Source organism: Erwinia sp. SLM-02 (genome assembly GCF_037450285.1).
Taxonomy (GTDB): Bacteria; Pseudomonadota; Gammaproteobacteria; order Enterobacterales; family Enterobacteriaceae; genus Erwinia.
The window spans coordinates 247,479-263,139 of sequence record NZ_JAQISN010000004.1 but is presented as its reverse complement, the minus strand read 5'-3'; the positions used below and the strand labels follow the sequence as shown (position 1 = coordinate 263,139).

The window sequence follows — 15,661 nt, the reverse complement described above, 5'->3', positions numbered from 1 at the left end:
CGGAGACTGTTGAATGAAAAATAAATCGTTTTTACCTCTGGACGGGACCAGCACCGGGCTGCTCGGTATCTGTCTGATTGCCACGGTAGCCTTTTCACTGGCGATGCCGGGACGCTTTCTGACCGAAAATACCTTTCTGAGCATTGCGTTTCAGCTGCCGGAGCTGGGCCTGCTGACCTTTGCGATGTTTGTACCGATGCTGAGCGGCGGCCTGAATCTGTCGATTATCGGCACGGCCAACCTCACCAGCCTGTTTATGGCCTGGCTGCTGATCCACTACGTGCCGGTTGATGCCAGTATCGGCGTGCAGCTGATGTGGCTGGTGCTGGCGCTGCTGGGCGCGGCGGTGATTGCGGTGCTGATCGGCGTACTGACCGGGCTGATGATTTCCCGCATCGGCGCGCACCCGATTCTGGTGACGCTCGGCAGCATGACGATTATCAGCGGTGTTGGGGTGTATCTGACCAAAGGCGCGGCGCTGAGCGGCATGCCGCCGATCGTGCGCAGCATGGGATCGGAGGTGATCGGGGGGATCCCGGTTCCGCTGATTATCTTTCTTGTCGCCACCGTATTTCTCGCCCTGCTGCTGGGCAAAACCCGCCTGGGTAAAAACATCTACATGTGCGGCAGCAACATTAACGCCACCTGGTTCAGCGGCATCCGTACCGACCGCATCATGATGGCGATTTATTCCATCTCCAGCCTGCTGTGCGTGCTGGCGGGGCTGATCATGATGGCCCGCTTCAACTCGGCGCGTATGGGCTATGGCGACTCCTACCTGCTGCTGACGGTGCTGGCGATTGTGCTGGGTGGAACCGACCCGTTCGGCGGCGTGGGCAAAGTTGTCCACGTTTTCTGCGCGCTGCTGGTGCTGCAGGTGATCGCCACCGGCCTGAGCCTGGCGGGGGTGAGCCTGCACTTCAACCTGGCGGTGTGGGGCATCACGCTGATTTTCGCCCTGGCGTTCAAATTCTTTAAAAACAAATGGCAGGCGCAGCGCGCGATGAAGCTTAACCGGAAAAAGCACCAGCAGCTGCTGGCAACACGTGGGGAAAGATAATGCGTAAGCATCCATTAGGGATTTACGAAAAGGCGCTGCCGAAAGGGACAAGCTGGGTTGAGAAGCTGGCCGTCGCGAAATCCTGCGGGTTTGATTTCGTCGAGATGTCGGTAGATGAAAGCGATGAACGCCTGGCGCGGCTGGACTGGACGCAGGCGGAGCGCATGGAGATTATCCGGGCGATTCAGCAGACCGGCGTGCGCATTCCCACCCTGTGCCTGTCGGCGCACCGCCGCTTCCCGTTCGGCAGCCGCGATGCAGAAACCCGCCGGCAGGCCTATGCCATTATGGAGAAAGCCGTGCGTCTGGCGCAGGATCTGGGCATCCGCACCATCCAGCTGGCCGGCTACGACGTCTATTACGAACCGCAGGACGACGACACCATCGCCCGCTTCGAGGACTCCGTGGCCTGGGCCGTTGAGCTGGCCGCCGGGGCGCAGGTGATGTGCGCGGTGGAAATTATGGATACGCCGTTTATGAACTCCATCAGCAAGTGGCAGGCGCTGAATGCGAAAATTAACTCGCCGTGGTTCACCGTCTATCCGGATATCGGCAACCTCACCGCCTGGGGCAATGAGGTGGACAGCGAGCTGACCGGCGGCATCGATCGGATTGCGGCTATCCACCTGAAAGATACGCTGCCGGTCACGCCGGATTCACCGGGCCAGTTCCGCGATGTGCCGTTTGGCGAGGGCTGCGTGGATTTCGTGCAGTTCTTTAAAACCCTGCGCCGCCTGAACTATCGCGGCACCTTCCTGATTGAGATGTGGACGGAGAAAGCGGACGAGCCGCTGCTGGAAATCATCCGCGCCCGTCAGTGGATTGAAGACAAAATGGCCGCAGCCGGCTGGGGTGAAACCCGCTCCGCGCTGCCCAGCCCGGAGGCAGTATGAACCACTACTATATGGGCGTTGATTTAGGCGGGACGGTGACCAAAGCCGGGATTTATACCGCCGACGGCCGGGAGGTTAAAGTTGTTGAGCTGGCGGTTCCGCTGCTCAGCGAACAGATGGGCTTCTGCGAGCGCGATATGACCGAGCTGTGGTCCGCCACCGGCCGGGTGATCCGCCAGGCGCTGGCGGAAAGCGGCATCGCGCCGGAGGCGATTCACGGCGTGAGCTTCTCCGCCCACGGTAAGGGGCTGTACCTGGTGGATAAGCAGGGCCAGCCGGTGCGTAACGGTATCGTCTCTTCCGACTCGCGCGCGCAGCCGCTGGTCAGCCGCTGGAAAAGTGAAGGCCGCGATGCCGAAGCTTACGGGCGCAGCCTGCAACAGCTGTGGCCGTCGCATCCGGCGGCGCTGCTCGGCTGGCTGAAGGAGCATGAGCCGGAAAACTATCAGCGTGCGGGCTATATTCTGATGGTCCACGACTATATCCGCTACTGCCTGACCGGCGAGTTTGCCTGCGAAGAGACCAATATCTCCGGCAGCAACCTGTTTAACCAGCAGCAGGGCGCGTTCGATCCCACGCTGTTTAACATCTTCGACATTGCAGAGATGGCTGAGAAAGCCCCGCCGGTAATCGGTTCCGCCGACTGCGCCGGATACGTTACCGAGCAGGCCGCCGCGCAGTGCGGACTGAAAGCCGGAACGCCGGTCTTCGGCGGGCTGTTTGACGTCGTCGGCGCAGCGCTGGCGTCGGGCGTTCACGACAGTCACTGCCTGAGCGCGGTGGCGGGCACCTGGAGCATCGCCACCCGCGTTTTCGACCGCATTGAGCCGTCCGATTACCCTTACGTATGGGGGAAATACTGCATCCCCGGCACCTTCTTCGTTCACGAAGGCAGCCCGACCTCCGCCAGCAACCTCGCCTGGTTTGTGAAGCAGTTCTTCCCGGATCTGCCGGACAGCTACCGGCAGTTTAATCAGTGGGCGAAGGAGGGCTATGAAAAGGACAGCGATATTCTGTTTTATCCGTGGCTGTACGGCTCCAACTTCCACGACAGCCTGCACGGCGGTTTCCTGGGGCTGAGCGGCCACCACAGCCGGGAAGATATGATCTATGCCATTTATCAGGGCATCGTTTTCTCCCATCTGCTGCATCAGGACCGCGTACAGGATCTGGGCGCGGGCAGCGGCACCATCCGTTTTACGGGCGGCCCCACGCATTCGGATATCTGGATGCAGATGTTCTGTGACGCCAGCAACCTGCCGCTGGAAATCGTCGACGTGAAGCAGTCCGGCTGCCGCGCGGCGGCGATCTGCGCGGCGGTCGGCGCGGGCGAATATGCAGATTTCCAGACGGCGATGACGCACTGCCAGCCGCCCACCCTTCGCCTGGAGCCGAACCCGGCCAAACACGCGATGCTGAGAAAACGCTTCGATCGCTTTAAGCGGATTGCCGAAGCATTAAGTGAAGTAAAGGCCATCGTCTGACTGCCCTCTCCGGCTGCGGCTGCAGCCGGAGGATCCCCCCACTCTCCTGCTCCCACCCTGAGCCTGCGGCCGCATGGGTGAAGTGTCCATTTTTCTGTTAAATGCGCACAGTCCTCACACAATCCGCTGTCATTTTTTAATCCCGATTCCTATTGTGTAATGCAAAGCCCCATCCATAACGGCGAAGCCTTCAGGACCAGAAAATCATGAGCGAGCCTCTGATAAATAATAATGGCCAGGATACTCAGCGCGACGAAGACGCGTTAATTCAGCACAGGCGGCAGCAGGCGAATGTCAGCGCCGACCGGCCCGTCAGCGCGCTGGCGCTCTCCGGCGGCGGCATCCGCAGCGCCACCTTCTGCCTCGGCCTGGTCAGGGCGTTAGCGGCAAATAAAGTCCTGCGCCGATTTGATTATCTTTCCACGGTATCCGGCGGCGGCTATTTTGGCGGTACGCTGGGGCGGCTCTATAACGAAGACCAGAAGGCCGAAGCGGTGGAGGCGGGTCTGGCAGAGAAACGCTCATTCTTACTCTGGTGGCTGCGGAATAATGGCCGCTACCTGGCGCCGGCGGGGTTTCGCGATACCTCACGGGCAATGGCCTACACCCTGCGCGGCCTGCTGGCCTCGCACTTTGAGGCCGCTACCGTGATGCTGTTTCTGGCGGCGCTGATGTTCTTTCCCGGCCTGCTGCTCACCGGCTTCAGCCCGGCCAGCAAGCCGGCTCCGGTCTGGATCGGTCTGATGCTGATCCCGCTGGCCTGCGCCCTCTGGCAGATGAGTGCCTGGTGGATCATCCGGCCCGCCGGTGGAGGGGACGATGGCACAACAAAAGGCCGCTATCAGGATTACTACACCACTCTTTCCGTGCCCCTCGTGACGCTGGCGCTGCTGCTGGCCTACGGTTTCAGCCCACACATGGTTTACCGTGATAAGCCGATAGGGCTGGGTATGGGGGTGTTGCTGTTCTCCTGCCTGCCGCTGGCCGCTAAGCTGGTGCAGGATTGCTGCGCATTAAAAATCACCACTCTTTCCGTTGCCCGGCAGCGGCTTATCCGCACCAGGAAACTGGCCGTGGCGCTGCTCGCGGCGCTGGCCTGCCTGTTTTGCTATGGCGCGACCGAATTCTGCTACTGGATAAAAGTCCGGGCGAACTTTCTCACCTTCCTGACCGTGCTGGCCCTGCTGCCGCCCGCTATTTCGCTGTTAAGGCACTGGATAAAGCCCCCGACGAAAAACCCGGCCAAGAAAAAGCCGGTAGCAAATATCATCAACCAGATTGGTTATCTTCTTTTACTGGCTCTGTTCCTCAGCTGGTCGACGATACTGCTGATTCTGTTTACCGATCTCTACATCCCGGAAAAATCGTCCGGCTGGCCAGCGCTGCTGATGGATATCGTTTTCCTGGCGCTGATGGCGGTCTATTTCTGGCTGACCCGCAGGCGGGTCGATGTCCTGAATCTGTCATCCCTGCACAATCTGTATCGCGCCAGGCTGGAGCGCGCCTGGATCTCGGTGGGAAACTATTTTCGCCCCGGCCGGCCGGAAACGAACGGCGCGCGGTTTCCGCTCAGTCTGCTCTCCGATTACCAACGCGATCGGATAGGTGAAAATCAGAAGTGGCGCATTACCGACGTACAGCCCGGCGATGACGTACTGCTGCGCGACTATCATCCTCATCGCTTTGGCGGCCCGCTGCACCTGATTAACTGCTGCATTAACCAGACGGTAGACGATCGCACCGGTAACTTTAACGCCGACCGCAAAGGCATGGCGCTGACGCTCGGCCCGCTGGGTATTGAAACCGGCACGCAGCTGCCGCAGGGCATCGACTGGGAGGAAGAGCACCTGTCCAAATGGCTGGCGATCTCCGGTGCCGCGCTGGGTACGGGCATGGGATCGAACACCCGCACTGGCACCGCCGCCCTGCTGTTCACCTCGGCGATCCGTCTGGGATACTGGAATGAAAACCTGCTCATCAGAAAGCGTAAGTACATCGCCACAACGGCGGAGAAGCTGGACAGGCATGACCGGAAAATAAAGCCGGAGACGTTTCCACACCTCAGGGCGTTGATCGGTGAAATGCTGGCTTTCTTCCCCGGCATGAACAGCAGCCTGTGGTACGTTTCGGACGGCGGTCATTTTGACAATACCGGGGTGTATGCGCTGTTGAAACGCCGGGTGCCGCTGATCGTGCTGGCCGACTGCGGCGCAGACCCGGACTACCACTATGAAGATGTTGAAAATCTGGTCCGAAAGGCGCGTATCGATTACGCCACCCGCATAGAGTTCCTTGATAACAGCGTCGTGGAACCCGCGCTGGCAGGGCGTTTTACCACCCCAGATTTACTGACCCAAAGAGAAAACCCGGCCCCGTTTATGCTGGCGCGAATCGGCTACCCCGACCGGGAAGACTACGCCGCGCTGATCGTGGTGAAACCGCATTTGATCGCTGACCTCGGGCTGGATACCGAACGCTATGCGGCCCGGCAACCCGCTTTTCCACAGCAGCCCACCAGCGATCAGTTTTTCGATGAAAACCAGTGGGAGGCCTGCCACACACTCGGCTGGAAGATGGGGGAATGGCTCAGCGAGGAGATTCTGGATAAGGCACCCGGCTGGGTGAATGCGGTGCGGAGAGAGGCCGGTGAATAACCCGCTCCCGGCCGGGATCGTTACCCGAACCGGGAACCGGAGCCGTCAGTCTGCATGGCGGACGCAGCCGCGCAAACCGCCCCGTCAGGCCGGAACGTACACTTCGTGAATGCCGTTGAAGTTCTGTAGCCGCTCACGCCACCACATCGCCGCATTACCGGTGGCGCTGGACTTCCACGCCAGGAACGCCTGGTCGCGGCGGGTTTCGCTATCCAGCTGGCGCTCAACCAGCGCGCCGCTTTCCAGATGCGGTGCGGCCAGATAGCGCGGCAGATAGCCGCAGCCGAGCCCCGCCACCTGCGCCTGCACCTTATCGCTGAAGCTGTGCACGCTGAGGATCGGCTGATCGTCGAGGATCCTCAGATCCATCCCCTCCGCATGTCGCGAACTGTCGCGCACCACTACCGCACGATACTGGCGGATCTGATCGCGCAGCAGCGGCGCGGGAAGCGCGGCCAGCGGATGCTCCGGCGCAATCGCAAAGACATATTCCAGCCAGCCGATGGGCACGCACTCAACGCCCGCGTGGCGCGCGGGCTGCTGCACGGCACCAAACACAATATCGGCATCGCCGTAGCTCAGCGCTTCCCAGCATCCGGCCAGCACGTCGTGGCGGAACATCAGCCGCGTGTGCTGGTGCTGCTGGTAAAACTCGTCGATCAACCCGGAGAGCAGTGAAAACGGCACCGAGGCATCCAGACTGATGGTGAGCTTGCTCTCCCAGCCGCTTTCCACGTACTGCGCCTGCTGCTCAAGCTCGCCCACTGCCCGTAATAAGACGCGTCCTTTCTCCAGCATCAGCCTGCCGGTTGGCGTGAATGTCGCGCGATGGCCGGAGCGATCCAGCAGGGTGATATTCAGGTCACTTTCCATTTTTTGCACGGTATAGCTCAGCGCGGAGGCCGTTTTAAACAGCCTGGCCGCCGCCGCGGCAAAGGTGCCGTGCCGGTCCAGCGCATCCAGAATCAGCAGCGCTTCAAGGTTTAATCGCATGGTGTTCCCCAAACCCAAAAATTGTTTAACAACAACCTAAATTCTTTCCGTTATCAACCAAAGCGCGCCTCTCGTATTGTGTAAACACGCAAGACGAACTGCAAACCAACAAACTTAACGAGGATTAAAAAATGTCTAAACTTGACCTGCTGGACCCACAGAACTCCACCCTGATTTTCATCGACCACCAGCCACAAATGTCTTTCGGCGTCGCTAACATCGATCGCCAGCAGCTTAAAAATAACACCGTTGCTTTAGCCAAAGCAGGCAAAATTTTTAACGTGCCGACTATTTATACCTCGGTCGAAACCGAAAGCTTCAGCGGCTACATCTGGCCGGAGCTGCTGGCGGTTCACCCGGAATCAACCCCGATTGAACGCACCTCAATGAACTCCTGGGAAGATGAAGCCTTTGTGAAGGCGGTAAAAGCCACCGGCCGCAAAAAGCTGATTATCTCCGCCCTGTGGACCGAAGTGTGCCTGACCTTCCCGGCGCTGATGGCGCTGAAAGAAGGCTTCGAAGTCTACGTGGTGACCGACACCTCCGGCGGCACCAGCGTCGATGCCCACGAGCGCTCGATTGACCGTATGGTGCAGGCCGGTGCGGTACCGGTGACCTGGCAGCAGGTGCTGCTGGAGTACCAGCGCGACTGGTCACGCAAAGAGACCTACGACGCGGTGATGGACCTGGTGCGTGAGCACAGCGGTGCCTACGGCATGGGCGTGGATTACGCCTACACCATGGTCCACAAAGCCCCGGCCCGTAAAGCCTGATCCCCCGGCCCCCGGCTCGCATCCGGGGGCGTTTAGGAGAGTAACATGGATTATCCACATCAGCCTGAGCACGTGACCCTGGTCATCACCCACCGTCTGCTGGCGGGTAAGCAGCCGGAGTATGAACAGTGGCTGGAAAAAGTGATGCCGCAGGCGGCATTATTCGACGGCCACCTCGGCGTTAATATTTTAAGGCCGGTTCACGGCGAACAGACCTACACGGTTCTGATCAGGTTCGACACGCTGGATAATCTTTATCGCTGGATCAACTCAACCCAGCGCCACGCGCTGATCGCCGAACTGCCGGCCATGCTGTGCGGCCCGGAGCATATTGAACTGCGGCCGGGCGCGGCATTCTGGTTTACCCCACCCACCCCGGAGCGTAAGGCACCGAAAAAGTGGAAGCAGTTTCTGATCACCCTCGGGGTTATCTATCCCTCCACCAATCTGGTGCCGTGGTTCTGGGGGGCGGTTCTGCCCGCGGCTAAAGGCACGCCGTGGGGACATTTACTTAACGACGCATCCGTTGTCGCCCTGGTGGTGTTTCTGTGGATGCCGGTGGTAACACGTTTATTCGCTAACTGGCTCGCCCCGCGTGGGAAGTCGAACCTGGAGAGTAATAATGAATAGTGCTTCATTGATCCTGACCAACGGTAACTTCCACACCGTCGATCGTGAAAAACCGCTGGCGACCGCCGTGGCCATCAAAGACGGCAAGTTTCTCGCCGTCGGCAGCGAAGCGGAAGTGATGCAGTTCGCCGGTAACGACACCAAAGTCGTCGATCTGAAAGGCCACACCGGTATTCCGGGACTGAACGATTCGCACCTGCACCTGATCCGCGGCGGCCTGAACTACAACCTCGAACTGCGCTGGGAAGGCGTGCCGTCGCTGGCCGATGCGCTGCGGATGCTGAAAGAGCAGGCGCTGCGTACCCCAAACCCGCAGTGGGTGCGCGTAGTCGGCGGCTGGAACGAATTCCAGTTTGCCGAGCGCCGCATGCCAACGCTGGATGAGATCAATGAAGCCGCGCCGGACACCCCGGTCTTTATCCTGCACCTGTACGACCGGGCGCTGCTGAACCGCGCCGCCCTGCGCGTGGTGGGCTACACCCGCGATACGCCGAACCCGCCGGGCGGCGAGATCCAGCGCGACGGTAACGGCAATCCGACCGGCATGCTGATTGCCCGTCCGAATGCGATGCTGCTGTATTCAACCCTGGCAAAAGGGCCGAAGCTGCCGCTGGACCAGCAGGTGAACTCCACCCGCCAGTTTATGCGCGAGCTGAACCGTCTGGGCCTGACCAGCGCCATCGATGCGGGCGGCGGTTTCCAGAACTACCCGGACGATTACGAAGTGATCGCCGAGCTGCACGCGAAAAAGCAGCTGACGGTGCGCATCGCCTACAACCTGTTTACCCAGCGCCCCGGCCACGAGCTGGAAGATTTCGAGAAGTGGACCGATATGCTGAAACCCGGCCAGGGAACCGACTTCTATCGCCACAACGGTGCCGGTGAAATGCTGGTGTTCTCCGCCGCCGACTTCGAGGATTTCCTGGAGCCGCGCCCGGACCTGGCGCCGGGCATGGAAGATGAGCTGGAGCGCGTGGTGCGCCACCTGGTTGAGCACCGCTGGCCGTTCCGCCTGCACGCCACCTACAACGAATCCATCAGCCGGATGCTGGACGTGTTCGAGAAGGTGAACCGCGATATTCCGTTTAACGGCCTGCACTGGTTCTTTGACCATGCGGAAACCATTACCGAAGCCAATATCGATCGCGTTAAGGCGCTGGGCGGCGGTATCGCGGTGCAGCACCGCATGGCCTTCCAGGGGGAATACTTCGCCGACCGCTACGGTAAAGAAGCGGTGAAGCACACGCCGCCGGTCGCCAAAATGCTCAACGCCGGCGTGCCGGTAGGTCTGGGCACCGACGCCACCCGCGTGGCCAGCTACAACCCGTGGACCGCGCTTTACTGGCTGGTTTCCGGCCGCACCGTGGGCGGCATGGCGATGTACGACGACAGTGCTCGTCTGGATCGTGAAACCGCGCTGATGCTGTGGACCCAGGGCAGCTCCTGGTTCTCCAGCGAGCAGGGTAAAAAGGGCCAGATTAAAGTCGGCCAGCTGGCGGACCTCGCCATTCTGTCGCAGGACTACTTCAGCGTCACGGAAGAGGCGATTAAAGGCATTGAGTCGGTGCTGACCGTGGTCGATGGCGAAATCGTTTACGCCGCTGGCGGCTTCACCCCGCTGTCGCCGCCGCCGGTGCCGGTGCTGCCGGAGTGGTCACCCGTGGTTACCGTACCCGGCCACTACCGCAGCGCGCCGCCGCAGGCCAACGGTCGTGCCGCCTTCGCCTCGCAGCCGCACCAGTGCAGCGGCCCCTGCGGTGTGCACAGCCACTCGCACGACGTGGCGCGCCGCTCAACGGTGCCGGTATCGGATGACAATGCCTTCTGGGGCGCGCTGGGCTGCTCCTGCTTTGCGTTTTAACTGAGGGTTGCGCCGTTATCGTTTGGGTGACGGCGTATAACGATCGTCATGTCGTCTGATGTGTTTTTTTGCCCATTAAGGTGGGTAATGAGCGCTTCAGACGACAGCTCGTCAGGCAACGCTGCGGGATGATTGCACCAGAATCCATCCGTTGCCAGCACCACCGGCAGAGATAAATTCAGGCTAAGTTGTAGATAATCAGGCTTCTCAAGCCGACGCGCGGTTAACTGCCGAAACACAACATGGCGCTGAGAATGAAGGCAGAGCTGTTGCTCATCAAGGGCACCGAGAGCAAGAGGTAGGCTGTGGGGCTGAGTATGCCAGGTGATAGCGCCATCCATAACCTGACCAACACGGCAGTCGCCGAGATAAAAACAATGTTGAACATCCGTTTTTTTATCGATGAAAAGCAGAAGGAAGCTGCCTTTCGCACAAATGAATCTTCGCTTAATTTTCTCGTGAGTCATGTTGATAGCGTCAGGCACATGCTTGACCGCCAACCGATCGCCCCATGAAAGCAAACTGCCCAACAAGCTCGCGCAAAACAACGAGATAAACTCACCACTGTCCTTTGCATTCGTTGCTCCATCGGCAACGATCCAGATCTCTGCATTTTCGCCTATGTGAAAATTTGCATAGTCCTGATAGCTATCGCGGAGGCTTCCTTTTAGCGAAGTGATGATTCCTTCAATCATTACTCAATCCGATAATTTGCTGAATTCGACCTTCGAGGTACGTCATCCTGGCCCGATCACCGTTGGTGCTGGTTTGAAGCAAATACTCGAAGTCATCCTCAGCAGTCAGTTTTATAAACTCCTGCGAGATATAGCTCAACATGTCTGGCTCGCTCGGGCTGATTTCTTCGATAAGCGTATCGCGACCATTGATGAGATTCATAATATCTTCCAAATCGCGGCTCGTTAAAAGATCGCCTTCACCCCGTCCATTCCACGCTTCAAGTTTTGTCGCAATAAAATACACCGGGCTCAGTAATCTGATGATAAGGCCCGGGCGTAGCTCATAATTTTCTGCCGACTTCAATGCATCAGCGTACCATCTGTTAGTAAAACCTAAGGTGTTATCCGTGGGCATAAAATCCACCTGGATTTCACCCAGGCGTTTCCTGCAGATAACAGAGGATTCAGCATCATCCCTGAATCCTCTCCGCCTAAGTTCCTCTTCAAAGCTGGCATGCTGCACATAGCCCAACGCGCTGGTTATCAGATCGACATCATCCGTTGTTCTCACTGACTGACGCGTATAATCATCGGTAATTAGCAGTCCCGTTGTCACCCCACCAACAAAAGCCGTTTGCTCTAGCAGGTCATTACCCAACGCTTCGGCAACATGAACAATCATTTCTCGTAAGGCGTCAAAATTAGACGTTTTCATTGAAGAGTTTGTCCTCCAGTTTCTCCAGCGCCAGCTTCATCTCCCGCGGATTTCCTATTCGTACGGCATCAAGCAGGGCCAGACAGGCATACAGCTCAGGATCCTGACGGACCGCAAACGGGACCGATTTGTATAAAGGTGCTATTGAAAGCCCCATTTCTTTGCCCAGGGGATCGGGCCACACCAGCATAAAGTCGCCAGCCGAATAGAGGCTTCCCTGTAAGACGGGCGCGGAGAACGTAGTGGGGATACCCCGCGTCAGTTCCGCAGGTTTGACCGGAAAAACCAGTCTTAGACCATAGCGAATAAAATTAAACAGCGTTTTTTTATTCACTTCAATTCGCTGATTGATTCGGCTTATTTTTGCAAGATTCACATTCAGACAGCGCGTTATGCAGTTATTAATTTCACTTTTACTGATGCCCAGTGATTCTGACAGCCCTCTGACGCTAAAAAGATACTCTCGCTGCTTTTCAGCCTCGTTTAGACTATCGATCTGGCGTAGCTGATCCGCTTCCCAGCTATCCCCATTCCCCCATGTATCATCAGACCAGCCAGCATCGTGTTGTGATACAGCCGAGTGGAGCAGCAATTCGCCAGCCGCAGCGCGGGTTATGCACAATATTTTAAACAACACTAAAATATCTTGACTTTTCATAAAAATAAAAATGATCCTTGTCCATGAGCTTTGATTTATGGACAAAGACTTTCATTGCACATTATAAATGTCAATAAATTTTTATAATCGTATGCCGGAACCTGGCAAAAATGCCTGGGGGAATAGCCTCAGGCGTTTTGTCATATCTGGACCTTACCTGATTCAAATTTCAATAAAATGGTCATATTTGATTAAAAAATCTCTAAAAAAGTCATATTTAAACCATTTACATTCATTTAACCCATAAAAGCTCAATATTGACACCCACGTCCTTTAACGATCAAATAATGAGCTAATTGAGCCATTATCTTCGCAAAAAAGGTCATCAATAAACGCTCGTCCTGACAACGCTACTGCCGACAGGCTGCGCAATATCACCAGACAGCTCAACGAGCTGCTGCACGCCCCTTCGCTGTAATCCTTCAGGCATAAAAAAAGCCGGGCTAAGCGTCTGCTTAACCCGGCTCGATCGTTTTACGGAAAGTTACGGCAGCGCGTAAGCGATTACGTCATCGCCACGATTGTCGTTGGTCCCGGTACGGGTTGCGCCGCCCGCAACCACCACGATGTACTGCTTGCCGTCTTCACCGATGTAGGTCATCGGCGCACCCTGTCCACCTACCGGCAGACGACCACGCCACAGCTCTTTACCGGTATTGTTATCCAGCGCGCGCACGTAGTAGTCCAGAGAACCGTGGAAGAAGGTCAGGCCGCCTTTGGTCACCAGCGGGCCGCCCATGGTTGGCATACCCAGAGGGATATCCAGACCCGGCGCGACGCCGTGGATTGGCGCATCCTTGATGGTGCCCATCGGCACCTGCCAGCGGGTTTTACCGGTCGCCAGATCGATAGCGGTCATCGAACCAAACGGCGGCTTGAAGCACGGCACGCCCAGCGGAGAGATAAACATGCCGCGCTCAACGCCCCACGGGGTGCCCAGCTGCTCGGAGTATTCCCCTTCGGTCGTCGCCTGCAGGCCGCGGGCATCGGCATCTTCACGCTTGATAAACTGGCCCCACTGCGCCATGCGGATATCGTTAACGATCAGCGTACCGGTAGAAACGTCAATCGCGCCGCCGCCCCAGTTAAAGCCACCGTAGTAGCCCGGGTAGATCAGCGTACGTTTTTTATCAGACAGCGGGGTGAACTCGCCTTCCCAACGCATCTCTTTAAACTGCACGCGGCAGTAGAGCTGGTCGAAGATTGATGCGCCCCACATATCGGACTCTTTCAGCGCCTTGGTGCCCACTGAAATCGCCGAATACGGCTGGGTTTCGGCCACTTTCATGCCCGGCATTGCGTCAGTGGACACTTTGCGCTGCTCCACTTCCACCACCGGCTTACCGGTACGGCGGTCCAGAACAAATACCTGGCCACGCTTGGTCAGCTGGATCAGCACCGGCGTAACGGTGCCGTCTTTGCCCGGCATATCGTACAGAATCGGCTGGGAAGAAACGTCGTAGTCGAACTGATCCTGGTTTGCGGTGCGGAAGTGCCACACTTCTTTACCGGTTTTCAGCTCAACGGCCACCACGGAGTCGTTGTACTCGTCAGAGTAAGGATGGCGGTTGCCGGTCCAGAAGTCCGGGGTCTGGTTGCCGGTTGGGAAGTAGGCAATGCCCAGCTTCGCATCATAGGCCGCCGTGCCCCAGAAGTTCGGGGTTTCAATCGGATAGGTTTCGCCTTCCGGCAGCGGCGTGCTGTCTTTTGCACCGCGTGACGCATCCCATGCCCACAGCAGTTTACCGCTGCGTGAATCATAGCCACGCACCACGCCGGACGCCTCACCGGTGGTCAGGTTGTCGTTCAGCTTACCGCCCACCATCACCACGCCATCGGCAGCCAGCGGGGCTGAGGTCAGGTAGTAAGAGCCGTGCGCGGTCGGGCCCAGGCCGTTCAGCAGGTTAACAAAACCGTTATCGCCGAAGCTCTCATCCAGCTTGCCGGTTTCGGCATCCAGCGAGAAGATGCGGCCATCGTTGGTGGTGCTGATAATACGCTTGTTGCCAGCAATCGCCGGCTGGGTGCCGTCCTGCGGCGCGTCGCTCAGCTCGGTATACGCCACGCCACGGCAGCGTTTCCAGGCTTTGTTACCGGCGGTTTCTTCGATTTTCGGATCGAAGCGCCACTTCTCTTTGCCCGTCACCGGATCCAGCGCAATCACCTTATTCAGCGGCGTACAGACGTACATAGTGTTGCCGACTTTCAGTGGAGTGGTCTGGTATTCAGCACCGTTAATCGCCAGATCGCCGGTGTGATAGGTCCATGCTACTTTCAGATCTTTCACGTTAGCGGTGTTGATCTGGTCGAACTGCGCGAAGCGCTGCCCGCCGGTATTACGGCCGTAGGCGGTCCAGTCGTTGCCGCTGTCATCCGCCGCTTTCTCATCCAGCACCGGCACTTTATCGGCGGTGGCTTCCACTTCAGGATGCGGACGGAACATACCGGCAAAGATAGCGATGATACCGATCGCCAGCACCGCAGAAACGCCGGCGGCCAGCTTGCAGGAAATCACGCGGCCCAGATCGGCTTTACGCAGGGTTGGCGCACTCAGCGTCACCAGCAGCGCCACCACCAGGAAGGTGACCGTACGCGGCACCAGCTGCCAGAAGTCGGTACCGACTTCGCTGAATGCCCAGATCAGGCTGACGATCAGCAGTGCCCAGGCGACATACAGCGCCCAGCCTTTCTGACGGATCAGGCCCAGACCGCTGGCGGCCATCGCCAGACCGGCAGGCAGATAGAACCAGGAACCGCCCAGGGAGATCAGGTACGCGCCGCCCGCGGCCAGGCCTAAGCCCAGCAGCAGCAGTGCCGCCCCGATGAGTGTAACCACAATATTTCTACTGTTATTCATGATGAGATATTTTCCATTTAGAAAAAGTCATTCAGGAAGATAGGTAAAACGACTTTTGCCCAGCACAATGTCGATTTCTGTCTAATTATCTGATTTTAAAAACGTAATCCCCGGATTTCTTCCCCCCTCTGCACCCGTTCTGCGGCATATTCTCTGAACGCAGGCAACACTCATCCTTAACCCATTACATTTGTTGTGGGTTTGAGCCTGCTTGGTTAATTTATTTAAAAATATGATGCAGTAATGTTTGTTGTTTGTGACTTAGATCAAATGTTACCGGAGTTTGCTACCGTTGGCAAAACTTTGCCAACGGTAGCAACGATAACTGTTCTCAATTCGTACAGTGAAGAAACGACGCAGCTAACACAATCGCCAGCGCGTGCTGTCTCCCCGGTGAGGATTTGTT

Annotated in this window: 12 protein-coding genes; 7 read left to right on the top strand and 5 right to left on the bottom strand. The window is 57.7% G+C overall.

The genetic code is table 11. The features are described 5' to 3' along the window. Nucleotides 1-13 precede the first annotated feature (13 nt). The 4 genes from PGH32_RS20430 to PGH32_RS20415 all read left to right on the top strand — a co-directional run bounded on the left by PGH32_RS20430 (nt 14) and on the right by PGH32_RS20415 (nt 6,091). A complete protein-coding gene (locus PGH32_RS20430; RefSeq protein WP_314427067.1) occupies nt 14-1,060 on the top strand; it encodes an ABC transporter permease in 1,047 nt (348 codons plus the stop codon). Next, nucleotides 1,060-1,953, top strand: a complete 894-nt coding sequence (locus PGH32_RS20425; protein ID WP_314427063.1) for an L-ribulose-5-phosphate 3-epimerase — start codon at nt 1,060-1,062, stop codon at nt 1,951-1,953. The genes PGH32_RS20430 and PGH32_RS20425 overlap by 1 nt, the downstream gene beginning before the upstream one ends. Further along, nucleotides 1,950-3,437, top strand: coding sequence for an FGGY-family carbohydrate kinase (locus PGH32_RS20420; RefSeq protein ID WP_337894965.1), 1,488 nt, complete (start codon nt 1,950-1,952; stop codon nt 3,435-3,437). Before PGH32_RS20425 ends, PGH32_RS20420 begins: the two co-directional genes overlap by 4 nt. Before the next feature lie 206 nt (nt 3,438-3,643). Beyond that, nucleotides 3,644-6,091 (top strand): hypothetical protein, encoded by a 2,448-nt coding sequence (locus PGH32_RS20415; RefSeq protein WP_337894964.1) that lies wholly within the window; start codon nt 3,644-3,646, stop codon nt 6,089-6,091. 84 nt (nt 6,092-6,175) lie between these two features. Here PGH32_RS20415 and PGH32_RS20410 read toward each other — a convergent pair whose 3' ends face one another. After that, nucleotides 6,176-7,084 (bottom strand): LysR family transcriptional regulator, encoded by a 909-nt coding sequence (locus PGH32_RS20410; protein WP_123334301.1) that lies wholly within the window; start codon nt 7,082-7,084, stop codon nt 6,176-6,178. 131 nt (nt 7,085-7,215) lie between these two features. Here PGH32_RS20410 and PGH32_RS20405 point away from each other — a divergent pair, with 131 nt between their 5' ends. The 3 genes from PGH32_RS20405 to PGH32_RS20395 are packed head-to-tail and all read left to right on the top strand — an operon-like array spanning nt 7,216 to nt 10,348. Continuing rightward, entirely contained in the window at nt 7,216-7,857 is a 642-nt protein-coding gene (locus tag PGH32_RS20405) for a hydrolase (protein ID WP_105595705.1), read from the top strand. A 45-nt stretch (nt 7,858-7,902) separates the two neighbouring features. Further along, entirely contained in the window at nt 7,903-8,487 is a 585-nt protein-coding gene (locus PGH32_RS20400; RefSeq protein WP_314427053.1) for an antibiotic biosynthesis monooxygenase, read from the top strand. Further along, nucleotides 8,480-10,348 carry an amidohydrolase gene (locus PGH32_RS20395; RefSeq protein ID WP_314427051.1) on the top strand — a complete coding sequence of 623 codons (1,869 nt, stop codon included), beginning with the start codon at nt 8,480-8,482 and terminating at the stop codon, nt 10,346-10,348. Before PGH32_RS20400 ends, PGH32_RS20395 begins: the two co-directional genes overlap by 8 nt. Here PGH32_RS20395 and PGH32_RS20390 read toward each other — a convergent pair. The 4 genes from PGH32_RS20390 to PGH32_RS20375 all read right to left on the bottom strand — a co-directional run bounded on the left by PGH32_RS20390 (nt 10,345) and on the right by PGH32_RS20375 (nt 15,255). Further along, the gene (locus tag PGH32_RS20390; RefSeq protein ID WP_337894963.1) at nt 10,345-11,043 is read right to left on the bottom strand and encodes a hypothetical protein; all 699 of its coding nucleotides are present in this window, start codon (nt 11,041-11,043) and stop codon (nt 10,345-10,347) included. The two genes, PGH32_RS20395 and PGH32_RS20390, sit on opposite strands and share 4 nt — an antisense overlap. Further along, entirely contained in the window at nt 11,036-11,740 is a 705-nt protein-coding gene (locus tag PGH32_RS20385; RefSeq protein WP_337894962.1) for a hypothetical protein, read from the bottom strand. Before PGH32_RS20385 ends, PGH32_RS20390 begins: the two co-directional genes overlap by 8 nt. Next, nucleotides 11,727-12,398: a hypothetical protein gene (locus tag PGH32_RS20380; protein ID WP_337894961.1), complete on the bottom strand. Its 672-nt coding sequence runs from the start codon at nt 12,396-12,398 to the stop codon at nt 11,727-11,729. The genes PGH32_RS20385 and PGH32_RS20380 overlap by 14 nt, the downstream gene beginning before the upstream one ends. A gap of 484 nt (nt 12,399-12,882) precedes the next feature. Then, nucleotides 12,883-15,255, bottom strand: a complete 2,373-nt coding sequence (locus tag PGH32_RS20375) for a membrane-bound PQQ-dependent dehydrogenase, glucose/quinate/shikimate family (protein WP_337894960.1) — start codon at nt 15,253-15,255, stop codon at nt 12,883-12,885. Between the last annotated feature and the right edge of the window lie 406 nt (nt 15,256-15,661).